Origin of the sequence: Synechococcus sp. HK05, assembly GCF_019104765.1 — a bacterium.
Lineage (GTDB): Bacteria > Cyanobacteriota > Cyanobacteriia > PCC-6307 > Cyanobiaceae > Vulcanococcus.
Map to the genome: position 1 here is coordinate 154,396 of NZ_JAHRXJ010000002.1, position 25,220 is coordinate 179,615.

Sequence of the window (25,220 nt, forward strand, 5' to 3'; positions counted from 1 at the left end):
GGACCTTACCTACGGTTTGCGGGATGAACTCGTCTCCGAGCAATCCGGTTCAGGCGTTGCAGCGCTGGCGCCATCAGCTCACCGTGCCCCAATTCACGGTGGTGACCGGTCTGCTGGTGATCGTGGTGGGCACCTTCGTGATGGCCTCACCGTTGTGCTCGCGCGAGACGGTGGGCCTCTGGCAGGCCTTGTTCACGGTGACCTCGGCGATCACTGTGACGGGGTTGTCGGTGATCTCCGTGAGCCACGATCTCACGCCCTTCGGGCAGGTGGTGCTGGCGGGGCTGATCCTTACCGGCGGGTTGGGCCTGATGGCGATCACCACCTTCCTTCAGGGGTTTGTGCAGGGGCGCTCGGGCTTGCGCCATCGCCTCGATAAGGGCCGTGCCCTGGATGAATTCGGCGTGGGCGGCATCGGCCCCACCTTCAACAGCATCCTGATCACCGCCACCTGCGTGATGGGCATCGGTGCGGTGGTGCTCTACGCCTTTGGCTTCACCAACATCGAACAGCCCGGCCAGCGGCTCTGGGCCTCGGTGTTCCATGCGATCAGCGCGTACAACAACGCCGGCTTCGGCCTGTGGGACAACAGCCTCGTCGACTACCGCGATAACGCCGTGGTGAACGGCGTGATCGCCTCGATGATCGTGATCGGCGGCATCGGTTGGCGGGTGATCAACGACCTCTGGGCCAATCGCTTGCGCCTGCGGAAGCTGCGCCGCCTCAGCCTGCACACGCGCCTGGTGGTGCGCAGCACGGTGCTGTTGATCGTTGTTGGTGCGATTGGTCTGCTGATCACCGAGCACTTCGGCTTCCGGGCGACCGCCATGGGGGATCTGAGTTTGTGGCAAAAGATCCAGATCACCCTGTTTCAGTCGATCACCACCCGCACAGCGGGCTTCAACACCATTCCCCTGTCGGCGCAATCAATCACCGACGCCGGCCTGCTGTTGATCATCCTGCTGATGTTCATCGGCGCCAGCCCCGGCGGCACCGGCGGCGGCATCAAAACCACCACCTTCGCGATCCTGATGGGGGCCACCCGCTCCACGCTTGAGGGGCGCAGTGATGTGCTGATGCATCGGCGCCAGATCCCCGATGGCACCGTGCTGCGGGCGGTGGGGGTCACGCTGGCCTCGGTGTTGTTTGTGGTGCTGATGGCCCTGTTGCTGGGGATCGGCCCCTCAGCTGCCGGGGCGAGCGGCCATCAAACCTTCAGTTTTCTCGAGAAGTTGTTCACCTGTGTGTCGGCCTTCGCCACCGTGGGCCTCGATCTGGGCGTCACGGCCAACCTCAACCGCTGGGGTCAGCTGGTGCTGATGGTGGGCATGTTTGTGGGGCGGATTGGCATTTTGCTGTTGCTCTCGGCGCTGTACGGCAACCGCCCCCAGCTGCGGGTGGGCTATCCCAGGGAAGACCTCTACGTCTAGAAAAGGTGGGCTTGCAGGTGCATCCGTGAACCAGTGGTGGCAGTGGGGCGCTGAGGGTGAGGGCCGCCGTGGTGGATTCGCGGTGATCGGTGTGGGCCGCTTCGGCAGCTCGGTGTGTTCGGAGCTGCTGCGGGCCGGAGCGGATGTGCTCGCCATTGATTCCAGCCAACGGGCGATCGATGCGCTGCGCCAGCTCGATCCCTCGATCGAATGCCGCGTGGTGGATTGCACCGATGAGGAGGCGTTGCGCGCCGCCGGGGTGCTTGATCTGGAAACGGTGGTGGTGGCGATGAGTGAGCCGATCGAAGCCAGCATCACCGCCACCTTGATCTGCAAAGACGCCAAGGGCACGCGGGTGAAACAGGTGATCGCGCGCGCCACGAGCGATCTACACATGAAGATGCTGCAGCGGGTGGGCGCCGATCGCGTGGTGTTCCCCTCAAAAATGATGGGTCAGCGGTTGGGCCTGGAGCTGGTGCGCCCCAACTTGCTCGAGCAGCTCCGCCTCGACGACCGCAGCTGCATTGAGGAGATCAAGGTGCCGAGTTCCTTTGTGGGCCACTCGTTGCGCGATCTCAACCTGCGCAAGCATTACAACGTGAACGTGCTGGCGGCAGGGCCCGTGGGGCATCTGGATGTGAATCCACCGGCCTCCCATGTGCTGGCCGAGGGGGAGCTGCTGGTGGTGATGGGCTCGGAGGAGGCGCTGCGCTCCCTGCCGGGCAGCTGATCAGCAATCGGCCAGCTTGTGGTTGTTTCCACACCGCTGCTTTAAGGGTTGTGCACAGGGGGTTTGCTGCACCCTCCAGCTGGCGCTAGCGAGGGTGGGCACGGCAGGAGGCCGGCCCATGGCATCGAGCATCGCCACCCGCGCATCGGCGGAGGCGGATCTGCCGCCGCCCCTCAAGGAAAGCGGCCAGCGGGAGGTGTTCTGCGGGCTCACCTCGATCGTGTGGCTGCACCGGCGCATGCCGGATGCCTTTTTCCTGGTGGTGGGTTCACGCACCTGCGCGCATCTGATCCAGAGCGCCGCGGGCGTGATGATCTTTGCCGAACCGCGTTTCGGCACCGCGATCCTGGGGGAGCGGGATCTGGCGGGTCTGGCGGATGCCAATGAGGAGCTCGATCGCTTGGTGGCGCAGCTGCTGGAGCGTCGCCCTGAGATCCGCACCCTGTTCCTGGTGGGCAGCTGCCCCAGCGAGGTGATCAAGCTCGATCTGGCCAAGGCCGCCGAGCGCCTCAACCGCCAGCACGCCGGCCGCGTGATGGTGCTGAACTACAGCGGCAGCGGCATCGAAACCACGTTCACCCAGGGGGAAGACGGCGCCCTGCAGGCCCTGATCCCGCTGATGCCCTCCAGCAGCGAGCAGCAGCTGCTGCTCGCCGGCACCCTGGCCGATGCGGTGGAAGACCGGCTGATCGGCCTGTTTCAGAAGCTCGGCATCGAGCGGGTGGCCAGCTTGCCGCCGCGCCGTTCCACGGAGCTGCCGGCCGTGGGGCCGGGCACCAAGCTGCTGCTGGCCCAGCCCTTTTTGAGTGGCACCGCCCGGGCCCTGGTGGATCGCGGCGCCGAGCTGATCCGCGCCCCCTATCCGTTCGGGGTGGAGGGCAGTCGCGACTGGATGTCGGCGGCGGCCGCGGCCTTCGGGATTGCGCCGGCTCAGGTGGCCAGTGTGCTCGATCCATTGGTGGAGCGCGGCCAGCGCGCCTTGGCTCCCCAGCGGGAGACATTGGCGGGCAAACGGCTCTTCCTGCTGCCAGATTCCCAGTTGGAGATTCCCCTGGCGCGCTTCCTCTCGAGGGAGTGCGGCATGGAACTGGTGGAGGTGGGCACGCCCTATCTCGATCGCCAGCTGATGGCCGAGGAGCTGGCGCTGCTGCCCGCCGGCACCCAGCTCAGTGAGGGCCAGCACGTGGAGAACCAGCTGCTGCGGGTGCGCGAGCAGCGTCCGGATCTGGTGGTGTGCGGCCTTGGGCTCGCCAATCCCCTGGAGGCCGAGGGGATGGCCACGAAGTGGTCGATCGAGCTGGTGTTCAGCCCCATCCATGGCATTGATCAGGCCGCTGATCTGGCCGAACTGTTCGCCCGGCCCTTGCGCCGCCGCGCTGCCCTGTCTTTCGCCTGAGGCCCCGCTCGATGGAACTCACTCTCTGGACCTACGAAGGCCCCCCGCACGTGGGTGCGATGCGCATCGCCGCCTCCATGGAGGGGGTGCACTACGTGCTGCATGCCCCCCAGGGCGATACCTACGCCGATCTGCTGTTCACGATGATCGAGCGGCGCGACAAGCGCCCGCCTGTGACCTACACCACCTTCCAGGCCCGTGATCTCGGCGGCGATACGGCGGAGCTGGTGAAGCGCTCGATCGCGGATGCGGTGCAGCGGTTTGAGCCCGAAGCGCTGCTTGTGGGTGAGAGCTGCACTGCTGAGCTGATCCAAGACCAACCCGGTGCCCTGGCAGCCGGAATGGGTTTTGGTGCGCTGCCGATCGTGAATCTGGAGCTGCCCGCCTACTCCAAAAAGGAGAACTGGGGTGCGGCAGAAACCTTCTATCAATTGGTGCGCACCCTGCTGAAGCCGCAACTGCCGGCGCCGGGAGCGCCCAAGCCCGATCCAGCCCGCTGGCGCACTGAGGGTCGCCGCCCCCGGGTGAACCTGCTGGGGCCTTCGCTGCTCGGCTTCCGCTGCCGCGACGACGTGCGCGAGATCACCCAGCTGCTAGGCAGCTACGGCATCGATGTGGCGGTGGTGGCACCGCTGGGGGCGCGGCCGGCTGATCTGCAGCGCATCCCTACGGCCGATGCCAACGTGTGCCTCTACCCCGAAGTGGCGGGCACGCTCTGCAGTTGGTTGGAGCGCCAGTTCGGCATACCCTGCGTGCGCACCGTGCCGATCGGTATCGGCGCCACGGTGGCGTTCCTGCGAGAGGTGCACAGCCTGCTGGATCTCGAGCTGCCGGCGGAGTTGCAGCCCGGAGCCGATGGGGTGTGCGAGGCCGAGCGCCGCTCCCGCTTGCCCTGGTATTCGCGCTCGGTGGATTCCACCTACCTCACCGGCAAGCGGGTGTTCGTGTTCGGCGATGCCACCCATGCCATCGCCGCTGCCCGCATCGCCAGCCGCGAACTGGGCTTTCAGGTGGTGGGTCTGGGCAGCTACAGCCGCGAAATGGCCCGCGAGCTGCGATCTGCCGCCGCCGAGCTCGGCGTTGAGCCCCTGATCAGCGACGACTACCTCGCGGTGGAGGCCGCCATCGCCGAGGCGGCCCCCGAGCTGGTGCTCGGCACCCAGATGGAGCGCCACAGCGCCAAGCGGCTCGGCATCCCCTGCGCGGTGATCAGCACGCCTTTGCATGTACAGGATGTGCCGGCCCGCTACGCCCCGCAGATGGGGTTCGAGGGGGCGAATGTGATCTTCGATTCCTGGGTGCACCCGCTGATGATGGGCTTGGAGGAACACCTGATCGGCATGTTCCGCCACGACTTCGAATTTGTGGATGGCCACCGCAGCCATCTGGGCGACGGTGCTCCTTCTCCATCCGCAGCCACTGCTGCCGCAGCTCCGGCCGCCGCTGGAGCGGCCCCGGTTGCTGCCCCGCCGCTGCACGCGGGCGCCCTCAGCTGGAGCCCCGAGGGTGAGGCCGAACTGGCCAAGATCCCGTTTTTCGTGCGGGGGAAGGTGCGCAAAAACACCGAGGCCTTCGCCCGCGAGCGGGGCCTGGCGGTGATCGACAGCGAGGCGTTGTACGAGGCCAAGGCTCACTTCAGTCGCTGAGCATCACAGACCCCTACAAGCTGTGGCGTGATCGACATGGGCCTGCACCCTTGGGGAGAGGAGCAGGGCCCAGATGTGCATCGGATGTGAGCTCAGCCAGCAGCTGAGCAGCTGCTTCAGCCAGGCGGTGCTCGCCCGGGCCGGCACCACAAGCCGGCGCCGGGTGCTGCAGGCCGGAGCCTTGATGGCCGCATCAGCCGTGGCACCGAGCCTGCTCAAGGCCGAGGCGAAGGCGGTGCCCGCCGATGGCAAGGCCGATTGGTTGTTTGAAGGCGGCACGATCCTCACCATGGAGCGCAACCAGCCCCGCGCCGAAGCGGTGGCGGTGCGCGGCAACACGATCGTGTACGTGGGTGATCGCCGCGGCGCCCAGCGCTGGTTGGGAGCCAACACGCAGCGGGTGGATCTCAAGGGGCGGATCCTGCTGCCTGGGCTGATTGATAGCCACGTGCATCCGTTGCTGGGGGCGCTGTTGCGCGGTGGGATCAGCTTGAAGATCGAATCGCGCGAGCGGGAGGTGCTCGAATCCATCGATGCCTATGTGAAGGCCAACCCAGGAACCGGCATTTTCTTTGGTCAGGGCTGGGATACCAACCTCTTCCGCGATCAGGGCGGCCCGCATCGCCGCGATCTGGATGCGATCAGCAGCGATCGGCCGCTGTTCTTCCTCTCCTCCGATGGACATTCCGGATGGGCTAACAGCAAGGCGCTGGAACTGGCGGGCATCAACGCCAAAACGGCTGATCCAGCTGTGGGTGGTTACGCCCGTGATGCCGATGGCACTCCCACGGGGTTCATTCGGGAGCTCCCGGCGATGTTGCCGGTGATCAATGCGCTGAATCTGCTGCAGCCCGAGGTTTACGGCCCATCGCTGAAGCGGCTTCTGGATCAGTTTGCGGCGATGGGCTTCACGAGTGTGTTTGATGCGGCGATGCCCTTCGGCCAGGAGGCGATCTACACGGCGGTGGAGCAGCTGGATGGGCGCGGTGCCCTACCGGTGCGGTTGCATGCCACCCAGACCGTGAGTTTTGAAGGCGATGTGAAAGACGCGGTGAATCGCCTCGCTCAACTGCACCAGCAGTACGGCTCGGATCATTTCCGGGTGTCCACCTTGAAAATCATCGGCGATGGCGTGATTGAGAATCGCCAGGCCGCATTGATCAAGCCCTACCTCGAGCCGGCGGGCAGCCATGGGCGCCTGGCAATCTCGACGGAATCGGTGGTGCGTCTGCTGAAGCAGTGTGATCAGGCTGGTTTTGATCTGCACTATCACACCATTGGTGATGCCTCACTGCGCCAGATCCTGGATGCCCTCAGCACCGTGCGTCAGCAGGGTGTGAGCCCGAAGGTCACCCTGGCCCACGTTCAGATTGCCGATGATGCCGATCAGCTGCGCCTGGCCAGGCTCAAGCCACTGATCACAAGCACCGGCATCTGGTGCATCCGCTTCCAGGCGGTGGAGCGGGCGATTGGAGCCGACCGTTACAACAACATGTTCCGCTTCGGACGCCTGCAACGCGATCACGGTGTGAATGTGGCGCTGGGTAGTGATTGGCCGGCCACCTACGCCAGCGGAACGCTCGGGGTGGAGCCGATGCTGAATGTGCAGGCGGCGATCCTGCGCCAACCGCCGCCGCCACTGCAGCAGGCCATGGCCTCCATGGGCGCTGAATCCTTGGGGCCAGATCCCACTGCTCCCTTGCCTCCCATGGAGGATGCCTTCACCCTCGATGGCGCCCTGGAGGCTTACACCCTCGCCGGTGCTCGGCAGCTGGGGATCGACGGCATGGCCGGTTCGATCAAGGAGGGCAAACGCGCCGATCTGTGCGTGTTCGATCAAGACCTCACTGCTCTTCCCACCGATCGCCTGTACAGCGCCCGTTGCCTGCTCACGCTGATGGATGGTGTGGCGCGCCATGATGCACGCTCGGGGGCCTGAATCGCTGCAAAATAAGTATTTATACCTAGCAATTCTGTGGGGTTCGTGCTTGTGATGTGTGTGCGCATCCGCACAGCGCGGGGATCGATGTTTCGCTTTGCACGAACAGCTGTTGCGATTCACCGGTGCAGGGGTTGGATGAAGACATCCAAGCCCTTGCTGGTATGACCACCACGCTCACGCGGCCCGATGGTGAAGGCAGCGTTCAGGTGCACCAGGAGGCCGGCCTCCAGATCGAGGAGGGAGCCCTGGTGATTGCCGTTTACGGCAAGGGCGGCATCGGCAAGAGCACCACCAGCTCCAACCTCTCGGCTGCTTTCTCCAAGCTGGGCAAGCGGGTGCTGCAGATCGGCTGCGATCCCAAGCACGACAGCACCTTCACGCTCACCAAGCAGATGGTGCCCACGGTGATCGACATCCTCGAAACCGTGGATTTCCACACCGAGGAGCTGCGCCCGGAAGATTTCGTGTTCGAGGGCTTCAACGGTGTGCAGTGCGTGGAGTCGGGCGGCCCGCCGGCCGGCACCGGTTGCGGCGGCTATGTGACTGGCCAAACCGTGAAGCTGCTCAAGGAGCATCACCTGCTGGAAGACACCGATGTGGTGATCTTTGACGTGCTCGGCGATGTGGTGTGCGGCGGCTTTGCGGCCCCCTTGCAGCACGCCCACTACTGCCTGATCGTGACCGCGAACGATTTTGATTCGATCTTCGCGATGAACCGGATCATTGCGGCGATTCAGGCCAAAGCCAAGAACTACAAGGTGCGTCTGGGCGGTGTGGTGGCCAACCGCTCCAAAGACACCGACCAGATCGATCGCTTCAACGACCGCGTGGGCATGCGCACCATGGCCCACTTCCCCGACCTCGATGCGATCCGCCGTTCACGCCTGAAGAAGTGCACGATCTTCGAGATGGAGTCCACCCCCGAGGTTGAGGCGGTGCAGAACGAATACCTGCGCCTGGCGCAATCGATGCTCGAGAGCGTGAAGCCGCTCGAGGCCGAACCCCTCAAAGACCGCGAGATCTTCGATCTGCTGGGCTTCGATTAGGCCGCGGCTAAATCCGCAGACGCGTTACCTCCGCCTGAATGGCGCCGCGGCGGGTGCTCACGCTGATCGAATCGCGCGTGAAGATCTCCACGCGGATCCCGGCTCGGCTGATCAGCATCAGGGCGCTGCAGGCCAGCGCCACACTGATCAGCACCACCAGCGGCCAGAGGGCCACGGCTGGAGCGAGCGCCAGGGCCATGGCGCTGCCGAGGCCGAGCCCAAAGCCCAGGAGCAACACGGGGAGCTGACGGAACATCAGACGCTGCGCATGGGGGGCTCAGGCGGCCATCTCAGGCCAGCCCCACCAGCTTCATCGATTCCTCCCACACCCCGATGGCCGTGTCGGGATTGCTGGCCTTATCGGAGAGCTCCTGGCTGAACTGCTTGCCCTCTTTCTTCTGGCGGTTGCCCCAGCTCCAGTGCACGCCGGAAGCGGCAAACTCTGGATCCGCCACCACCTGGGCCACCCGCTCGCCGGCGAGGGCCTGGCTCACGTAGCCGCCGGTGATGTTCTTCTGGAACCAGGGGAAGATCGTTTGGAACGCCTTGGGGGTGTTGCGGAACAGGGGCGTATCCGCCACGCAGCCGGGGTAGAGCGAGCTGAACACGATGCCGGTGGAGGCGTGCAGGCGGCGGTGCAGCTCCTGCGTGGTGATCATGTTGCAGAGCTTGCTGTCTTTGTAGGCCTTGCCGGGCTTGAACGGCTTGCCATTGGCCATGGCGATCGGCGCCTTGAAGCCAGCCTTGAAGCCGCTGAGATCGCCCAGGTCTGCGGGGGCGGGGATGGGGATCTTGCCCCCCAGCTCCTTGGAGTTCGCGGTCACGGTGCCCAGGATCACCACCCGGCGGGAGGGGTGCTGGGAGCGCTGTAGATCGGGCAGCAGCAGCTGGATCAGCAGGAAATGGCCCAGGTGGTTGGTGGCCATCGAGAGCTCATAGCCCTGGGGGGAGCGCTCGGGCTCCTTCAGCCGCGGCTTGTACACGGCGGCATTGATCACCAGGGCATCAAGGCCGAAGCCCAGGGAGCTCACCAGGGTTTCCACACCCACCCGCACGCTCTCGAGATCACCGAGATCAATGCGCAGGTGATGCAGCCGATCGCTGGGGATGCCGAGGGCATCGGCGGCGGCGGCGGCCCGCACGGGATCACGGTTGGCGGTCACCACGGTCCAACCGCGCTCCACCAGCGCTTTGGTGGCATTGAGGCCCACCCCGGAGGTGGTGCCTGTGATCAACACAGCGCCGGGGCTGCTGCTGGAGCTGGATGCGCTGCTGCTGGCCACCATGAAGCCCGGAATACGGCGGGCCTCAAGTTATCGACTGGCCTGCGGCTTCTCGGTGCTGGGCTGCTGCTGCTCAACAGTTGGAAATGGGGCCGCAGCCGCTGAGCCGCTGCTTTGGCCCGGTGTGGTCCACACCACCCGCATCCGGTTCGGGGCAATCCACTGGTCTTGCTCCTGGATCAGGCGCTGTTCACCGCCGGTCGTGAACAGATCGTCGAAGCGCTGCTGGGCTTTGTTGAGCTTGGCCTGCTGGATGTTCAGCACGGCCGTGATTTCGCCGTAGCGATCGAGCCGTTCGCGGTAGGCGCCGCCGAGGCGCACCAGGCTCACCACCGCCACCAGGCCCAGGCCCGCCTTCAGGGTGAGGCCGATGCCGCTGCAGAGCAGTTCCTGAGCCGGCGTTGAGGGCCGCAGCGAGGTTGGCGCGGGGGACGCCTGCTGTGGTGCGGGTGATGGTGTGGATCGGTGGGCGCGACCACCGTTGCTGTGCTTGCCCCGAGGCGCGGATCGCCGCTGCGATGGCTGTGCGGTGCGGGGCAGGCCCAAAGCTTGCTGAAACGTGGTTATGGCCCGCTTTTAGCAGGCCGCAACCACGCTGCCAAGGGATCAGGCGCGGTAGAGGCTGGCCGCCAGACGCACGGCGAGCACGCCCGCATGGGCAGCCACCACCAGGGCAATCAGCACTTCGGCCTGGGTGAGGGACGTCATGGCCTGATTCAAAGCAGAAATCCAACCCATTCTTCCGCAGCTGCGTGGGCTTGCCAGGGCTGTGGCCCTGGCCTGTCACAGCTCGACACCCCCTCGCCCCAGCTGCTGGCTACGGTCAACGTCCATTGCCGGCCGCAGCCTTGTCCCCTGCAGGACCCCTGTTGATCGCTCAGCAGCAGGTGCTGGAGCGCAGCCTCGCCCCGCTGGAGCCCTGGTTTTCCCTGGAGCCGGAAGCACTGCTGCAACAGAGCGGCAGCCTCGAGCTCACGTTCGAGTGGCCTCGCGCCAGCGACGATCCCCGCGAGCTCTCCGAAATCCCGGAGCTGCGGGTCTGGAGTCTGCGGGCGGATGCCCTGTGTCCCTGGCTGCCGTTGTTGCTGGATCGCAGCAGCGGCCAACTCACGCGGCATGTGGCGATGCTGCTGCCCCACAGCTTCAGCCGCAGCGAGGGTATTCGCTTTGCGCCCGACAGCCTCGAGCTGTGGATGACCCACCGGTTGTTTCTGCTCGATCACTGGTCGCGCGGCCACGGCCTCAATTGCCGTGGCAATCTCGAACAGATGGCGGCGGTGCTCGGTTTTGAGCTCGATGGCAGCTTCTGGCAGGGGCTCAGCTGAGGGCTAGCTGCACCGCTCGGCGGGTGGCGTCCAACGCCAGCAGCACGCAGAGCAGCCGCAGCAGCCACACCAGCTTGGCTTCGCTCACCGATTGCAGCCGCGACGCCGACCATTGGGCGGCCACGGCGGCGGCCCCCCCGAGCAGCAGACCGATGCCGAGGTTGCCCCGGCCATCGCTGGTGAAGGTGATCGCGGCGGTTGCCGCTGAGGCGCACACCGCGATCGTGCTCAGCCGGATCGCCTGATACACGCGAATCCCCAGGCCCTGCACCATCAGCGGCACCATCACCAAGCCCCCTCCCACCCCCAGCAGCCCGCTCGACCATCCCGCCACCAGGCCCACACCGCTCAGGCCAGCCAAGGGCAGATGGTCCGGCGCCTCGGCCTGGTCGCTGCGGCGCGGCGCGATCACCAGGGCCAGCACGCCGTACATCAGCGCCTGCAGTCCCAAGAGATGCCAGTCCTCCAGGTCATCACCTGCCTGGCTGAACACCAGCGCCCCGGCGATCGCGCCGCCGGCAATGGCCAGCACGGCCCGCGCGGGCACCTGGCCGCTGCGCAGATGGGCCCAGCTGCCCGCCAGGGTGGTGGGCAGGATCGCCAGGGTGCTGGTGGCCAGGGCCTGGTGGGGCGTGAGACCCACGGCCAGCAGCAGCGGCGAAAAGATCAACCCACCGCCGATGCCGAGCAGGCCGGAGAGCAGGCCCGCCAGCAACCCCAGGGGCAGCAGCGGCAGCAGGTCCCAGGGCATGGCGCGGCCGCGGCAAGGTGGATCCAGCATCCCTGAAGGCGGTTGAGCGAGGCTGGGCCCTGGCGCTGGATTCCGCCGATCACGGCCGCGGCGGCCACCCAGATGGCGATCGACCGCTGGATGCTGCAGCAACTGCTGGCGGGTGGGCCGCCGCTGCTGCGGCTCTACCGCTGGAGCGCTCCGGCCCTCTCCCTCGGCCGTCACCAGCAGCGCTGGCCAGCGCACTGGCGCCACGCGGCCGGTGTGGAGCTGGTGCGGCGACCCAGCGGCGGCCGGGCGGTGCTCCACGCCGGCGAACTCACCTATGCGCTGGTGCTTCGGCCCGAGCAACGCGATCGCGAAGCGGTGTATCGCCACTGCTGCCGCTGGTTACAGGAGGCGTTGGCCCTGGCTGGGGAGCCACTCCAGTTCGGTGTGGCAAGCCCTGCAGCAGCGGCCCAGCGCAGCAGCTGTTTTGCCACCGCCACCGCCGCCGATCTGGTGAGCGCCAGCGGTGCCAAGCGGATCGGCAGCGCCCAGCTCTGGCACGGCGGCGCCCTGCTGCAACACGGCAGCCTGCTGCTGGATCCGCCCTTGTCCCTCTGGAAGCAGCTGTTTGGAGCGGATCCACCACCTTTGGCCCCCCTGGCCTGGAGTGCCGATCAGCTGGAGCCGCTGTTGCGCCGAGCCGCGGAGCAGCACCTCTGCAGCGGCGGCTTGCTCAGCCAGCCCCTCAGTCCGGCCGAATGGGAGGCCGTGCTTGCCCTGGAACCCCTGGGGCGGGTGTAAAGCCGCGCTGTTGCTGGTTTCAGCCTTCGCCGCTGGCTTCGATGCTGCGGGCCACGGGGGCTAGTCCCATCCCCAGCGGGTACACCCCCTGGCGGCGGGCTGCCTCCAGGATCGGCTGGGGTAGGCGCACACCCAAGGTTTCGAGCACGCGCTCTGCTAGCTCGGGCCGCTCGAGGGTGCCGCTGGGGAGCCCGGCGGGGCCGAGCACCAATAGCCGTGGCGTGTCGGGTTGATCGAGGCGCAGCACCGCTTGCCACAGCGGTGCCTCGGCGCTGATCTGAGGCAGTTGATCGAGGGGTTGCAGGTGATCGCCCACCTGCTCCTGCTCCCAGCGCTGCACCGGTAATTGCTGCAGGGGTTCATCACTGATAAAGCCTTGCCAGCGGCCTTGGCGTGTGACCAGCAGCCAGTCCGGCAGGCCGGGGCCATCGCTCTGGCGCAGCCGGCTGAGTTGTTTGAGGGTGCTGTCGGCTTCCAGCACGCGGAAGCGGCGTTGGGCAGCGTCTTTCACTTTGAGCTGCCGCAGCACCCCCTGCAGGGCCAGCAGTTGGCTTTGGTTGCGGGCGGCGCCGAGGCCAAACCAGCCGAGAAGCATCAGCCACAGGCCCCCCACGCTGGCGCCCCGCAGCAGCAACACCACCCCCAGACCGATCGCCAGCAGCGAGAGGAAGCGGCCCGTGGCGGTGGCCACCTGGGTGCCTTTGCGCTGGCTGCCGCTGAACTGCCACACCAGCGCCTTCAGGATCAGGCCCCCATCGAGGGGTAGGCCGGGCAGCAGGTTGAACAGGGCGAGCACCAGGTTGAGGCCGCCCAGTTCGTTCACCATCGCCCCCAGCAGCGGAGAGGCATGGGCAACGCTGTGGCCGCTGGCCAGGAGCAGCGCCGCCAGCACCAGGCTCACCAACGGCCCGGCGGCGGCCACCAGCAGTGAGCCGATGGCGGTGGGGCACTCTCGCTCCACGCTGGCCACGCCACCGAGCAAAAACAGGGTGATGCTGCGCACCTGCACGCCCTGCTGCAGCGCCACTAGGGAATGGCCCAGCTCGTGGAGCAGCACCGACACGAACAGCAGCACGGCCGTGAGGAGGCCTAGCCCCCAGAGCGCCAGGCTGCTGCCACTGCCGCTCAGCTGCTGGCTGTATTGCTGTTGGAAGGCCACGGTGGCCAAACCAAGGATCACGAACCAGCTGGGATGAATGCGCAGGGGGATGCCGCGGATCTTCAGCAGCTGCCAGCCCTCGCCCACTCGGTGCTTCCCAATGCCCCGATCCTAGAAAGGCCTGGCTGCTGCGGCTGTTTGTGATGTTCATCCCTCCTGCCGCGCAGCCCTGGCTCAAGGTGTGCGGCCTGCGCAGCACGGAGCAGGCCGCTGCCGTGGCGGCCTTGGGCGCCGATGCCATCGGCGTGATCGCAGTGCCACCATCGCCGCGTTGGCTAGCGCCGGAGCGGCGCCCTGCCCTGTTTCAGGCGATGGCGGCGGCCCGGCCCGGTTGCCTGGGAGTGTTGGTGGTGGCGGATCCAGAGGATGGTGATCTGCCTCAGATGGGGCCGGAAGCGGGGCATCAGGTGCTGCAGCTCCATGGCAGCGAAACCCCCGAGCGTTGCGCCGCGCTGCGGCAGCGGTTGGGGCCCGAGCTGATGCTTTGGAAGGCGCTGCGCATCCGCAGCCAGCAGGATCTAGTGCAGGCGGAGGCCTATGCCGCGGTGGTGGATGCCCTGCTGCTCGATGCTTGGGAGCCTGATCAGCTCGGTGGCACCGGCCACCGCATCCCGATCGAATGGCTGGAGGGGTTCCAGCCCTCGCTGCCCTGGTGGCTAGCCGGTGGGATCACGCCCGAAAGCCTTCCCAATGCGCTGCAGGCGCTGGCGATGAACCCTCCGGTGGGGGTGGATGCCTCCAGCGGCGTGGAGCGTGCCCCCGGCGACAAAAACCTCGATCGGGTGGCCCAGCTCGTGACGGCCGTTGCCGCCTTCCGCCAGGATCGCCCCACCTGAACCCACCCCATGGCCCTGATGCGCTCCCCAGCCCGCCGCTTGCTGCGGCTGGCCCTCCCGGCGGCTGCCCTGGCTGCCGCCACGGCAACGCCGCTGCAGGCCCAGGATCTGGTGGGCTGCCGCCTGGTGGGCGCCACGCTGCAGTGCGTGCCGGGTGTGGATGAAAGCCCCCAGCTGCAGATCCAGCAAATGCAGCAGGAGATCTCCACCGACATTCAGCTCGAAGGGGTGGTGCAGCAGCGCATTAATGGTCTGAAGCAGCTGGTGCTGGACGGCAACGCCGCTGTGGGGGCTGTGCTCACCGCCACCGCCGTGGCCGATGCCCAAGCGGCTCTTCCCACCGCCAACTACCACTGGTATCGCTTGAAGCCTGGCCAGCGCAGCTGGGTGTTGATTGAAGGCGCTAACGGCACCACCTATGTGCCTGCCCCGGTGGACATCGGTCAGAACCTGATGGTGGTGGCTGTGGTGAACGAGAACGGCACCGTGAAGCGGGTGGCCTCTCAACCGCTGGGCCCGGTTCAGCCCTGAGGGCTTTGCAGCAAAAAGGGTTGCCCGGGTGGCCGATGCACCACCTGGGCAACCCTTCCGCCACGTTGGCGCTGGGCTCAGTGCAGGAGCAGGGATTCCTGTTGCTTCACCAACTCGAAGAACTCGGCCTTGAGGCTGGGATCGTGGCGGAAATCACCACGCACAACTGAGTTCACCATGCTGGTTTGGGGCTCTTTCACGCCGCGCCACTTCATGCAGTAGTGCTGAGCTTTGACCAGGATCGCCAGGCCCTGGGGCTCACACAGGCGCTCGATTTCGTCGGCCAGGATCATCACCGCTTCTTCCTGGATGTGGGGGCGCGAGAACACCCAATCGGCCACACGGGAGAACTTCGACAGGCCGATCACGCGATCACCAGGTTTGATTCCGATCCAGCAGTTGCCGAGGATGGGAACCAGGTGATGGGAGCAGGCTGAACGCACTGTGATCGGGCCCACGGTGTAGATCTCATCCAGCTTCTTCACATTGGGGAAGCTGGCGATCTTGGGTTGCTGGTGATAACGACCCTTGAACACTTCGTGGAGGTACATGCGAGCGACACGCTCGGCTGTTTCCTCGGTGTTGTGATCGTTGTCGATATCGATCACCAGGCTGCGCAGCAGCTCGCGCACCTTGCCAGCCACTTCGATCTCGAGCTGGTCGAGCTCACCCTCTTCGAGGTGCTCAGAGATGTTGTCGTTGGCGAGATAGGGCACGCCAGCGGCTTCAAGACGATCGCGAATACGGCGGCTCACGGGAGCCAGCTGGCCGGAAACGCTTGAAGGAAGAGTAGAAGTCATGGATAGGTCCCGCGCAGCGAATCAGAGAACGCCAGCGGCGGGCATGAGGGTGATGTCCTCCGCGACTTGGGAGGCAGGTTGCTGGGCCAGAGACAACAACGCCTCGGCCACGCGTTCTGGCGCAAGCATGGCACGGCGATCAAAGGAACTGTGGACCGTTTCGCTGTCCCAAAGGGGCGTACTAACCGCACCGAGCGTGAGCGTGGAGACGCGGATGCCGTGCGCGCGCTCCTCTTCGGCCAGGCAGCGGCTGAACGACGCCAGGGCTGCTTTGCTGGTGCAATACGCCCCCCACTCGGGGAAGGCGTTGCGAGCTGCGTGGCTGCTCACGTTGATGATCAGGCCCTGTTGCTGGCGCAGGGCCGGCAGCAGCGCCTGACACACCTGGAACACGCTGGTGAGGTTGAGCTGCAGCAGCCAGTGCCAGCGCTCCAGCGGCATCTCCGCGAGGCTGCCTGTGTAGGCCGCGCCGGCGTTGTTGATCAGCACGTTGGGGGTGAGGCCGCGGCTGAGCAGCTCCGCGAGGCCTGGGGCGATGGCTTGAGGATCGGCCAGATCGAGGGCCAAGGTTTCCACCCGTTGGCCGTGGCTGCGTAGCTCACTGGCGAGGGCTTCGAGGGCCTCGCTGGAGCGGGCCACCAGCAGCAGCTGATAGCCCGCCTGGGCAAAGGCCCTGGCTGCCGCAGCACCGATGCCGCGCGAGGCACCGGTGATCAGGGCGGTGGGGGATGAACGGCTGGAGGTCACACAGGCTGGACCACCAGGCGGCCGTCCATGAAACGAAAGGAAACCTTAAGAGCTGAGGCTCGCGTCTTGCTGGCCGGCTTCGAGGAAGCGCCCCATCGCCCGGAACTTGGCGTAGCGCTGGTTGGTGAGTTCGGTTTCGCTGAGGGCCTGGAGCTCGCCCAGGTGGCGCAGAAGAGCGGCCTTGAGGGTTTCAGCGGCCTGGCGCGGTGCCCAGTGGTTGCCGCCGGAGGGCTCGGCAATGATGTCGTCGATCAGCCCCAGCTTCAAGAGATCCGGGGCGGTGATCTTCAGGGCCTCCGCTGCCACCGGGGCCTTGCCGGCATCGCGCCAGAGAATCGAGGCGCAGGCCTCAGGGCTGGCCACGGTGTAAACGCTGTGCTGGAACATCAGCAGGCGATCGGCAACACCGATGCCCAGGGCGCCGCCGGAGCCGCCCTCGCCGATCACTGTGGCCACGATCGGCACCCGCAGCCGGAACATCTCGCGCAGGTTCACGGCGATGGCTTCGCCCTGGCCCTGCTCTTCCGCGGTGAGGCCGGCGTAGGCGCCGGGGGTGTCGATGAAGGAGAAGATTGGCAGGCGAAAGCGATCGGCGTGCTCCATCAGCCGCATCGCCTTGCGGTAGCCGCCGGGGGAGGCCATGCCGAAGTTGCGGGCCACGTTTTCCTTGGTGTCGCGCCCCTTCTGGTGGCCCAGCAGCACCACGCCCTGATCGCCGATGCGGCCTACCCCGCCCACCAGGGCCTGGTCGTCATTGCCGCGGCGATCGCCGTGCAGCTCGATGAACTCATCGGTGACCACCTGGATGTAATCCAGGGTGCTGGGCCGCTGGGGGTGGCGCGCCACCTGGATCTTCTGGGCCGGGCTGAGGTTGCTGAAGATCTCCTCGCGCCGGCGGGCCGCCAGGGTTTCCAGCTGCAGCAGCTGCTGGCTCACATCCACTTCGGAATCCTTGGCCAGCTGGCGGATCTGCTCGATCTGCTCCTCCAGCTCCACCAGAGGTTTCTCGAAATCAAGCAGCGGACGGCGGGCCATGGCAGCAGGAGAAAGGCTGGGCTGGACGTGGGAGGAGGCGGACGGGTGGCTCAGGCAGCCGCCAATTCCACTCCGCCCTGGACTGCCCGGCTCAGTTGGGCAGCGTTGAGTCCGATGGCCTGGAATCCATGGCGCAGCGACGCATTGCCAATCAATTCCATGTTGGCCAGCGAGATGTTGTTGCGCCCCCAGCTGAAGTTGGTGTGGATTCCCTCAAATTCCAGCAGCATTGCCTCGGCAAAGCAAGCGAACAGCTGGCGCTTGGGGTTGTCCATCTCGGCCACTTCCATCATTTGCCAGCCGATGTCCTGCCAGAACTCCACGATGCCGCCCTTGAGCACGTGCACCCCATCGCCGGCCACCTTGGCGTCGAGATTTTTGGGGTAGCCGCCATCGATCATCAAGCAGGGCTTGCGCAGGCTGGCGTGATCGATCGTGAGGGTTTGCGGGAGGCTGGCCACCCACACCACCACATCGGCCTGGGGTAGCGCGTCCTCGAGGCTGAGGATCGTGCCGCCGCCCAGGGAGGTTTGCAGGTCTTGAAGGCGCTGCTGCTGGCGGGCGACCAGCAGCAGTTCGCCCACGCCGGTTTTTTGGCTGAGCCAGCGGCACACGGCGCTGCCGATGTCGCCGGTGGCTCCCACCACGGCCACCTTGGCCTGGCTCAGATCGATGCCCAGCAGCGGTGCATTGCGCTCAACCTGCTGGCAGATCACCCAGGCGGTGTGGGTGTTGCCGGTGGTGAAGCGCTGCCACTCGAGGGTGGTGTTGCGGATCTGCTGGAACTTCGAGAGGTCGTAGTTCTCGAAAATGATCGAGGTGAAGCCGCCCAGGGCCGTCACGTTGATGCCTTGCTTCTGGGCCATCTCCATGGCGTTCTGCACCTTGCGCGTGGCCGTTTTGAAGCGGCTCAGCATCTCCGGCACGAAGCAGGAGTCGATGTAGGTGCCTTCGATCGTTTTGCCGGTGCGGCTGGTCACCTCAAAGGTTTCCAGCAACTGGGGCGGGGCGGAACACCAGGCCAGCATGTCGGCTTCGGCCATCTCCTCGAGTCCCAGTTCGCGGGCCTTTTCCTGGGCCTGGGCGAAGCTGCTGGAGTGACCGATCAGACCAAACATGCGTGCAGATGCTCCTGGTGACACACCGGCCTTGAAGTCACCCGATTAAAGGGCAACGCCGGTTTGGGGCTGGGTGCGCTCAGCCCACCAGGGCGGCGGCGGCCATGCGAGCGATCTCGCGGGTGCTGAAGCCGATCTCGGTGAGGGCCTCTTGGTAAGCGATCAGGAAATCCTCGATCAGGTCTTCCTTATCCATGTGCAGCACGGCGGCATCGGCAGCCACCTGATCGAGCATGCGGCGGATCAGGGGCAGGTTGTCGCGGTTGGCCTGCTCGAGCTCCTCGCGGCAGCTGTCCAGGTTGGCCTTGAGCCACTCCTGGCCGTAGTTGAGGTGGGTGTACTCGTCTTTCACCACGCCCTCGGTGATCTTGCGGGCGAAGGGATCGGCAACGGGGATATAGATGTGATAGGCCGAAATGGCGAAGGCTTCGATCAGCAGGGCCTGGATCAGCAGGCAGGTGGGCACCTTGCCGGCCTCGAGGGCGGTGGTGAAGTTGTTGTGCAGGGGAGCGAAGAACTCCTTGGCAAACGCCATGTCGGCCGTCACGCCCAGGTTGTTGGCACAGGCGGTGAAGCCCTTCATGTGCTTCAGCTCCATGCGGGCCAGCTTGGTGAGCTCCTCGGCCTGATCAGGCAGCAGGGTGCCGATGGCGATGTAGTTGTCGTGGGCTTCCTGCTCGCCCTCGATCACGATCGCGTTGATGCGGCTGTAGGCGTCCTTGTAGGTCTCGGTGGTGAAGTCGGGCAGGTTGCAGGTTTCGGTGCCGAGTTCCGGGGCTTCAAGGGTCGCCATGGCTACCTGATCCACATCGCAGTGGAATCGACTGTAACCATCCCCTGCGGGTGCAGTTGGGCTTGTGAAAGCTTTTGAGCACCGGGGATCCGCACCATCAGGCGCGCGCTCCAGCCCCGTTGGCGGCTCCGGGGGGCCAGGCGCTGTCCAGCAGGGCCTCCAGCAGCCGCTGCCAGCCGGTCACCAGGCGCTGCTCCAGCGCAGCCCCCAGCTCGGCTGAGGCTCCGCGGCTATCACCCACCACGCCCGTGCGGGAGAGGTCGGCTGTGAGCCAGGCCTCAGGCACTGCCCCCTCCAGGCTCCAGCCCGCCGGGGGCGGTTCGCTCAGCAGGCCATCCGCCGGCCGCTCCGGGCCCACCAGCTCCGGCGCCAGCTGCAGCATCAGGCTGGTTTCAGCGAGGCCGGCGTGCAGGCCCTGGCTGCGTTCCGGCTCCTCCAGCAGCTCGCCGATGCCCTCCGGCCCGCTCCAGAGGAAGCAGGGCAGCACGGCCAGCTCCGGCCGCTGGGCGCGCAGCTGGCGGGCGGCCACCTGCAGCAGGGCGATCTGGCCGCCATGGCCGTTGAACAGCACCAGGCGCTGGAAGCCCGCATCGGCCAGCTGCGCGCCGATCACCTCGATCTGCCGGATCAGCAGCTCCGCCGGCAGGCTCAAGGTGCCCGGGAAGCCCAGGTGTTCGGGAGAGAAGCCCAGGTTCTGCACAGGTAGCCGCCAGATCGGTAGCGCTTCGGGCAGCCCCGCCAGCACCCGATTGAGCAGCTGATCAGCAAACAGCGCATCGGTGCCCAGGGGCAGTTGGGGGCCGTGCTGCTCGAAGGCGCCGAACGGCCACACCACCGTGCTGCCGGGCTGGGATGCCGCCTGCACCAGCTGCGGCCAGGCCAGCTGCTCCAGCCGACGGGTGCCGGCTCGGTGGTTGCACTCCATGGGCTGACGACTCGGCTGAGGGGGCCTCACTACAGTGTGGCGCTGTGCATCTGTGCTTGTTTCATGGCCGGTCCTGGCAACCAGCAGCCCTCCCAGCCTTCGGCCAAGCAAGTTCAGTCGCCGCGCCCTGTGCCTCCCGCGTCACCGCGGCCGCCGGCGGGCTCGGGGGCGGGGTCTTCCCCGGCGCGCAAGCCGCCCCAGGTGCTGCAGATCAATAAGAAGGAAGAGCAACTGAAGCTCGAGCGCGAGGCCGCCGAAGCCCGCGCCGCCGCGGAAGCCGCTGCCCAGCGCGCCGCTGAATTGGAAAACGCTGTGCGCGCCTCCCGTGGCGAGGCCCCCGTGGCCCCGCAGCGTCCCAGCGCCCCCGCCGCCCCCTCCCGTAGCTCCGGCGGCGACGACGAGCTGTTCGATATGAGCGGCTTTGAGGGCCTCACCATGGCCGATCTGCTCGGCCCCGATGACAAGCGCGGTGGTCGCGGCGGCCGCTCGGGCTCCGGTGGTTCCGGCAGCGCCCGCATGGCCCCGCCCCAGCCCGAGCGCGCGGCTGCGGTGCCGGCACGCACCGTGGACGACTTTGACTTCGACGCCGACGCCTTCCTGGCCGCCCTCGATGAGCAGGAGTTTGTGGGCACCACCGGTGAGGTGGCCGTGGGCACGGTGGTGGGCCTCGAGAGCGATGGCGTGTATGTGGATATCGGTGGCAAGGCCCCCGGCTTCATGCCCAAGAAGGAGTGCGGCCTGGGGGTGATCACCAACCTCAAGGAACGCTTCCCCCGCGGCACCGAGGTGGAGGTGCTCGTGACCCGTGAGCAGAACGCCGACGGCATGGTGACGGTGAGCGCCCGTGCCCTGGCCCTGCGTCAGAGCTGGGAGAAGGTGCGCGCCCTGGAGAAAGAGGGCAAGGTGCTGCAGGTGAAGGTGAACGGCTTCAACCGCGGCGGTGTCACAGCCGATGTGGAAGGTCTGAGGGGCTTCATTCCCCGCTCCCAGCTGCAGGAGGGCGAAAACCATGAGGCGCTGGTGGGCAAAACCCTTGGCGTGGCCTTCCTGGAGGTGAATCCCGAAACCCGCAAGCTGGTGCTCTCCGAGAAGAAGGCTGCCACGGCCGCCCTGTTCCAGAACCTGGAGGTGGGTCAGCTGGTGGAAGGCCAGGTGGTGTCGGTGAAGCCCTATGGCCTGTTTGTGGATCTGGGCGGCATCAGCGGCCTGCTGCACCAATCGGTGATCACCGGCGGTCAGATGCGCGATCTGCGCGAGGTGTTCGGCCAGGGCGATCGGGTGAAGGCCCTGATCACCGAGCTCGATCCCGGCCGCGGTCGCATCGCCCTCAACACCGCCTTGCTGGAGGGCCAACCCGGGGAATTGCTCATCGATCGCGACAAGGTGATGGCCGAAGCCACCGATCGGGCCAACCGTGCTCGTAGCGTGCTGCGCCAACAGGAACAGAGCGCCGGATGAGTCAGGCCACCGATCAGGTTGCTGATCCCACCCGTCGCACTGCAGCCCCGCTGCAGCTCGACTGGGAGCTCGACTACTACTCCCGGCCGATCCTGGAGCCCGATGGCAAAAAGCGCTGGGAGCTGTTGATCTGCAGCACCCCGGCCCCTGGTGCTGCGGGGCCCGGTTTTCGCTTTGTGCAGAACTGCTCCGCGTCGAGTGTGAACTCGCAGTGGCTGAAGCAGGCCCTCGAGCAGGCGATCGAACAGGCCGCGGCCGAGGGCTTTGCCGCCCCCCGCAAGCTGCGCTGTTGGCGGGCTTCGATGCGCACGATGGTGTCGCGTGCGGCGGAGCAGCTGAGCTTGGAGTTGATCCCCAGCCGCCGCTGCTACGCCCTGGTGGAGTGGCTCCAGGAGCGCCAGGCCACGGTGTATCCCGCCGAGGAGGGCTACATGGCTGGGCCCCTGGCGCCGGCGCCTCTGCCGATTCAGCCGGTGGCTGTGCCCCTGCCCGAGGCCGCGCGCGGCGATAGCTGGAGCTGGGCTTCGCTTCCCCTCGGTGCCCTGCGGGAGGCCGCTGAGTGGGATGTGAGCTTTGCCGGTTTGGTGCCCCTCGATGGCACCGGCGACGACGACGTGATGGTGAGCGGCCTGCGCCTGTTCAGCTCCACCCGCTCCCTGGCTATAGCCGGCTGGATTGCGGGCCTGGAGCCGGTGCGCCTGGAGGTGAGCGGCAACCAGCTGGTGCTGGAGGCGGGTCTGGAGGATCGCTGGCTGTTGGGCAATCTCGAGGCGGAGGAGGCTGAGGCGGCGGCCCAGGCCTTCCGCGCGGCGCGGCAGCAGGCCGGTGGCGTGCAGTTTCTGGCCGTGCAAAGCAGCGATGCCCAGAACGGCTTCGATGGCTTCTGGGTGCTGCGCGATCTCCCCGACGCCTGAGGAGGCGGGCCATGGCGGAAGCCGTTGATCCCCCGTTTGATCGTCCCGACGCCCGCTTCAACCTGTTGGAGGGCTGGACCTGGATCGGCTGCTACGGCGGCTATTACCTCCAGGCCGATCTCCTCTCCGGTTTTGAGCACGGCTTCTTTACCCGCCAATGGGCAGGCCGCGGCCCGGAGGTGCTGGCGGGCTATGTGAGCGCTGGTGTGAGTGTGCACCGTCCCAAGCAGGTGCACAGCGCCCTGGTGCTGCCGGCCAGTGCCGCCAGCGCCGAACCCTGGCCGGAGGCCGATGGCTTGGTGAGCGATGTGGGCGGCCAGAGCCTGTGGGTGTGCGGCGCCGATTGCACACCGGTGTTGCTCGCCGATCCCCGCAGCGGTCGGGTGGCCGCCTGCCATGCGGGCTGGCGCGGTGTGGCTAGCGGCATCCTGCTGGAGGCCATCGCCCAGCTGGAGCAGGCCGGCTGCCGACGCTCCGATCTGCTGGTGGCCCTCGGCCCAGCGGTGAGTGGTGCGCGCTATCAGGTGGAGCGGAGCGTGGCGGAACAGGTGGCTGCTTCGCTGCCGGGGCAGGGCGGCGGGGCCCTTATGGCCATGGCGGAGCTGGAGCGCTGCGGTGCTGTGCAGAGCGACCCCGACCCCGGCCGCGTTCGCCTCGACATTCGCGCCGCCACCCGCCGCCAGCTGGAGTTGGCCGGTGTGCCGGCGGAGCAGATCAGCGTGTGCCCGCTTTGCACGGTGGGGGAGGAGCTGCTGTTCCATTCCTGGCGCCGCGATCAGGTGAAGGCGGTGCAGTGGAGCGGCATCGTGTCGCAGCAGTTGTGAGGCTGAGGCCCCCAAGGCCATGGTCTGACACGCGCGCGCTCAGGCGATTCCAAGATCGAGGCTGAGTTGCCCGGGGCTGGCTTGCGCGCGGCGGCTGCGGCCGCTGGCGCGGTTTCTGGCGCGGCTTGCGGGCGTGCCACTGGCTCGGCTGCTGCCGCTGAACCAGCTCATCAGCGCTCGCCAGCCGGCTGGGTCGAGTCGATCGAGATCCACGGCGCTTGGTTGCAGCGCTGATGGCGCTTGGGCTGCCCACAGATCAGCCCAGCCCACTTCGCAACCGGCGATCCGCTGGTAGCCGAAGGGATGGATATGGCTCGGAAGGCGAGCCATTGCGGATTGAACGTCTCCAATTCGGAGACGTTGCTGCTCCAACGTCTCCAGCCGCAGCCGGCGCGATGTTTCGTAATCGAGTACCGGGGCGGGATAGTCGGCCATGGCGGGCGGGGTGCCCAGCTGGTCGTTGGTGAGGCCCCGCAGTTCCGGCAGCCAGCGGCGGATGAACAGCCCATGGGGGTCGCAGCGATCCACCGCCACCTGCCCTGGGTGGTAGATGCGCGTCCAGGCTTTGTTGCCGTGATAGGTCACGCCCGCCTGCATCGCCCATTGGTAGTGATCGATGGGGCAATCGCCATCAATCAGGTGGCGCATGTAGTGCAAGGCCCCGAAGCGCCAATCGATGCCGCAGAGGTTGGAGAGAAAGCTGGCGTAGATGGCGCGGCTGCGGAAGTTGAGCTCCAGCCAGCCGCCTTCGGCCTGCAGGCAGCGGGCGGCGGCATCCACGATTGGAAAGCCCGTGCGGCCCTCGCACCAGGCGGCGTAGAGCTCCTCCTGTTGGGCGCTGAGCTTCCAGCTGGCCTCGAGGGGGCTCCAGAGCGCGCTGAGTTCCAGCTGGGGTAGGTAGCGAAAGCGTTGGTGGATGGCGCAGCCCCAGCGCAGGCGGCTGGCCAGCTGCACGGCACTGCGGCTGCGGGGATCGCGGCGGCCAGCTTCCCCGCCCCGGGGCAGCAGCCAGGCCAGGCGCTGCAGGCACTGGCGCGGGGAAACCACCCCGAATTTCAGGTAGGGGCTCAGCCCGGTGGTGACCTTCGCGGAGGGGTAGCTGAGCTCCCAGTAGTAGCTGCGGGAAGCGGAGCCTTCGCAGAACTGCTCGAGCCGTTGCAGCGCTGCAGCGCTGCCGCCTGGAGGGATCGGCTTGTGATCCGGGCGCAGGCCCAACTCCTGCAGGTTCGGCACTGGTGTGTCCGGCAGGGCGTTGGAAGGGGGCGGCACCACAACCCGCTCCGGCGCTGGCAGGGCCGGGCTGGCCATGGCCTGGTGCCACTGGCGGCTCCAGCCGCTGTAAGCCATCAGCTCGCCGCAGGCGCCGGCCGGCTCCAGCCAACGCAGGGGAATGCGGTGGGCGGCCAGGGTGCGGCTGACGCGGGCATCGCGCACGCGGCCCACCAGCCGCTCGCTGTCGGTGTGGGCGATCACGCCATCGGCACCGCTGGCGCGCACCAGCTGCAGCAGTTGTTCGGCTGGATCGCCGCTGCGGATCAACAGGCGGCCGCCCCGCTGCCGCAGTTCCCCATCGAGGGCCCGCAGGCTCTCGAGCATGAACGCCACCCGTGCCACGGCTGTTTCCGGGTGAAACAACAGATCGCGATCCAGCACAAACACCGGCAGGACCGCGCCCTGGCTGCAGGCTTGGCTGAGGGCTGCGTGGTCGCTCAGGCGCAGATCACGCCGAAACCACACCACCGTGCACGCCATGGCGTTTCACT

General features: G+C 66.8%; 26 protein-coding genes. 13 read left to right on the plus strand and 13 right to left on the minus strand.

Annotated elements, in window-relative coordinates; all coding sequences use genetic code 11:
* Positions 1–23 precede the first annotated feature (23 nt).
* From KUL97_RS01970 to bchL, 6 genes are all read left to right on the plus strand, one after another.
* The gene (locus KUL97_RS01970; protein WP_217795273.1) at positions 24–1,430 is read left to right on the plus strand and encodes a TrkH family potassium uptake protein; all 1,407 of its coding nucleotides are present in this window, start codon (positions 24–26) and stop codon (positions 1,428–1,430) included.
* Between the two features lie 25 nt (positions 1,431–1,455).
* Positions 1,456–2,160, plus strand: a complete 705-nt coding sequence (locus KUL97_RS01975) for a TrkA family potassium uptake protein (RefSeq protein ID WP_217795275.1) — start codon at positions 1,456–1,458, stop codon at positions 2,158–2,160.
* 118 nt (positions 2,161–2,278) lie between these two features.
* Complete coding sequence (locus KUL97_RS01980) at positions 2,279–3,556, plus strand: ferredoxin:protochlorophyllide reductase (ATP-dependent) subunit N (RefSeq protein ID WP_217795277.1); 1,278 nt, start codon at positions 2,279–2,281, stop codon at positions 3,554–3,556.
* 11 nt (positions 3,557–3,567) lie between these two features.
* Positions 3,568–5,202: a ferredoxin:protochlorophyllide reductase (ATP-dependent) subunit B gene (locus KUL97_RS01985; protein ID WP_217795279.1), complete on the plus strand. Its 1,635-nt coding sequence runs from the start codon at positions 3,568–3,570 to the stop codon at positions 5,200–5,202.
* 73 nt (positions 5,203–5,275) lie between these two features.
* A complete protein-coding gene (locus tag KUL97_RS01990; protein WP_217795281.1) occupies positions 5,276–7,141 on the plus strand; it encodes an amidohydrolase in 1,866 nt (621 codons plus the stop codon).
* A 164-nt stretch (positions 7,142–7,305) separates the two neighbouring features.
* On the plus strand, positions 7,306–8,190 hold the full coding sequence (gene bchL / locus KUL97_RS01995) for a ferredoxin:protochlorophyllide reductase (ATP-dependent) iron-sulfur ATP-binding protein (protein WP_217795283.1): 885 nt from the start codon (positions 7,306–7,308) through the stop codon (positions 8,188–8,190).
* 7 nt (positions 8,191–8,197) lie between these two features.
* Here the strand turns inward: bchL and KUL97_RS02000 are convergent, their stop codons facing one another.
* From KUL97_RS02000 to psaM, 4 genes are read right to left on the minus strand one after another with little or no spacing between them, the layout of a single operon-like run.
* Entirely contained in the window at positions 8,198–8,446 is a 249-nt protein-coding gene (locus KUL97_RS02000) for a hypothetical protein (RefSeq protein ID WP_254896083.1), read from the minus strand.
* Between the two features lie 34 nt (positions 8,447–8,480).
* Entirely contained in the window at positions 8,481–9,476 is a 996-nt protein-coding gene (locus KUL97_RS02005) for a protochlorophyllide reductase (protein ID WP_217795285.1), read from the minus strand.
* A gap of 27 nt (positions 9,477–9,503) precedes the next feature.
* The gene (locus KUL97_RS02010; protein ID WP_217795287.1) at positions 9,504–10,019 is read right to left on the minus strand and encodes a hypothetical protein; all 516 of its coding nucleotides are present in this window, start codon (positions 10,017–10,019) and stop codon (positions 9,504–9,506) included.
* Between the two features lie 60 nt (positions 10,020–10,079).
* Positions 10,080–10,181, minus strand: a complete 102-nt coding sequence (gene psaM, locus KUL97_RS02015) for a photosystem I reaction center subunit XII (RefSeq protein ID WP_043717315.1) — start codon at positions 10,179–10,181, stop codon at positions 10,080–10,082.
* 140 nt (positions 10,182–10,321) lie between these two features.
* On the opposite strand from psaM, the gene KUL97_RS02020 reads away from it, so the two are divergent.
* Positions 10,322–10,798: a CRR6 family NdhI maturation factor gene (locus tag KUL97_RS02020; protein ID WP_254896084.1), complete on the plus strand. Its 477-nt coding sequence runs from the start codon at positions 10,322–10,324 to the stop codon at positions 10,796–10,798.
* Here the strand turns inward: KUL97_RS02020 and KUL97_RS02025 are convergent.
* On the minus strand, positions 10,791–11,549 hold the full coding sequence (locus KUL97_RS02025; protein WP_217795495.1) for a sulfite exporter TauE/SafE family protein: 759 nt from the start codon (positions 11,547–11,549) through the stop codon (positions 10,791–10,793). The genes KUL97_RS02020 and KUL97_RS02025 overlap by 8 nt on opposite strands.
* 42 nt (positions 11,550–11,591) lie before the next feature.
* On the opposite strand from KUL97_RS02025, the gene KUL97_RS02030 reads away from it, so the two are divergent.
* Positions 11,592–12,317: a lipoate--protein ligase family protein gene (locus tag KUL97_RS02030; protein WP_217795289.1), complete on the plus strand. Its 726-nt coding sequence runs from the start codon at positions 11,592–11,594 to the stop codon at positions 12,315–12,317.
* A 19-nt stretch (positions 12,318–12,336) separates the two neighbouring features.
* Here the strand turns inward: KUL97_RS02030 and KUL97_RS02035 are convergent, their stop codons facing one another.
* Positions 12,337–13,563, minus strand: coding sequence for a site-2 protease family protein (locus KUL97_RS02035; RefSeq protein WP_217795291.1), 1,227 nt, complete (start codon positions 13,561–13,563; stop codon positions 12,337–12,339).
* 56 nt (positions 13,564–13,619) lie between these two features.
* Here KUL97_RS02035 and KUL97_RS02040 point away from each other — a divergent pair, with 56 nt between their 5' ends.
* Positions 13,620–14,312 carry a phosphoribosylanthranilate isomerase gene (locus KUL97_RS02040; RefSeq protein ID WP_217795292.1) on the plus strand — a complete coding sequence of 231 codons (693 nt, stop codon included), beginning with the start codon at positions 13,620–13,622 and terminating at the stop codon, positions 14,310–14,312.
* Positions 14,313–14,321: 9 nt separating this feature from the next.
* Positions 14,322–14,843, plus strand: a complete 522-nt coding sequence (locus KUL97_RS02045; RefSeq protein WP_217795295.1) for a hypothetical protein — start codon at positions 14,322–14,324, stop codon at positions 14,841–14,843.
* A gap of 77 nt (positions 14,844–14,920) precedes the next feature.
* Here KUL97_RS02045 and folE read toward each other — a convergent pair whose 3' ends face one another.
* The 6 genes from folE to KUL97_RS02075 form a co-directional block, all read right to left on the minus strand.
* Entirely contained in the window at positions 14,921–15,643 is a 723-nt protein-coding gene (folE, locus tag KUL97_RS02050; protein ID WP_217795296.1) for a GTP cyclohydrolase I, read from the minus strand.
* A 21-nt stretch (positions 15,644–15,664) separates the two neighbouring features.
* The gene (locus KUL97_RS02055) at positions 15,665–16,390 is read right to left on the minus strand and encodes an SDR family oxidoreductase (protein WP_217795298.1); all 726 of its coding nucleotides are present in this window, start codon (positions 16,388–16,390) and stop codon (positions 15,665–15,667) included.
* Positions 16,391–16,435: 45 nt separating this feature from the next.
* Positions 16,436–17,425: an acetyl-CoA carboxylase carboxyltransferase subunit alpha gene (locus KUL97_RS02060; RefSeq protein WP_217795300.1), complete on the minus strand. Its 990-nt coding sequence runs from the start codon at positions 17,423–17,425 to the stop codon at positions 16,436–16,438.
* Between the two features lie 50 nt (positions 17,426–17,475).
* Complete coding sequence (locus tag KUL97_RS02065) at positions 17,476–18,543, minus strand: long-chain acyl-[acyl-carrier-protein] reductase (RefSeq protein WP_217795302.1); 1,068 nt, start codon at positions 18,541–18,543, stop codon at positions 17,476–17,478.
* A 79-nt stretch (positions 18,544–18,622) separates the two neighbouring features.
* Positions 18,623–19,336, minus strand: coding sequence for an aldehyde oxygenase (deformylating) (locus KUL97_RS02070; RefSeq protein ID WP_217795304.1), 714 nt, complete (start codon positions 19,334–19,336; stop codon positions 18,623–18,625).
* Positions 19,337–19,433: 97 nt separating this feature from the next.
* Complete coding sequence (locus KUL97_RS02075; RefSeq protein ID WP_217795306.1) at positions 19,434–20,261, minus strand: creatininase family protein; 828 nt, start codon at positions 20,259–20,261, stop codon at positions 19,434–19,436.
* 63 nt (positions 20,262–20,324) lie between these two features.
* Here KUL97_RS02075 and KUL97_RS02080 point away from each other — a divergent pair, with 63 nt between their 5' ends.
* From KUL97_RS02080 to pgeF, 3 genes are read left to right on the plus strand one after another with little or no spacing between them, the layout of a single operon-like run.
* Positions 20,325–21,719, plus strand: coding sequence for a S1 RNA-binding domain-containing protein (locus KUL97_RS02080; protein WP_217795308.1), 1,395 nt, complete (start codon positions 20,325–20,327; stop codon positions 21,717–21,719).
* On the plus strand, positions 21,716–22,633 hold the full coding sequence (locus tag KUL97_RS02085) for a Tab2/Atab2 family RNA-binding protein (protein ID WP_217795309.1): 918 nt from the start codon (positions 21,716–21,718) through the stop codon (positions 22,631–22,633). The genes KUL97_RS02080 and KUL97_RS02085 overlap by 4 nt, the downstream gene beginning before the upstream one ends.
* 11 nt (positions 22,634–22,644) lie before the next feature.
* Positions 22,645–23,457: a peptidoglycan editing factor PgeF gene (pgeF, locus tag KUL97_RS02090; RefSeq protein WP_217795311.1), complete on the plus strand. Its 813-nt coding sequence runs from the start codon at positions 22,645–22,647 to the stop codon at positions 23,455–23,457.
* A gap of 39 nt (positions 23,458–23,496) precedes the next feature.
* Here pgeF and KUL97_RS02095 read toward each other — a convergent pair whose 3' ends face one another.
* The gene (locus KUL97_RS02095; protein ID WP_217795313.1) at positions 23,497–25,209 is read right to left on the minus strand and encodes an FAD-binding domain-containing protein; all 1,713 of its coding nucleotides are present in this window, start codon (positions 25,207–25,209) and stop codon (positions 23,497–23,499) included.
* Positions 25,210–25,220 lie beyond the last annotated feature (11 nt).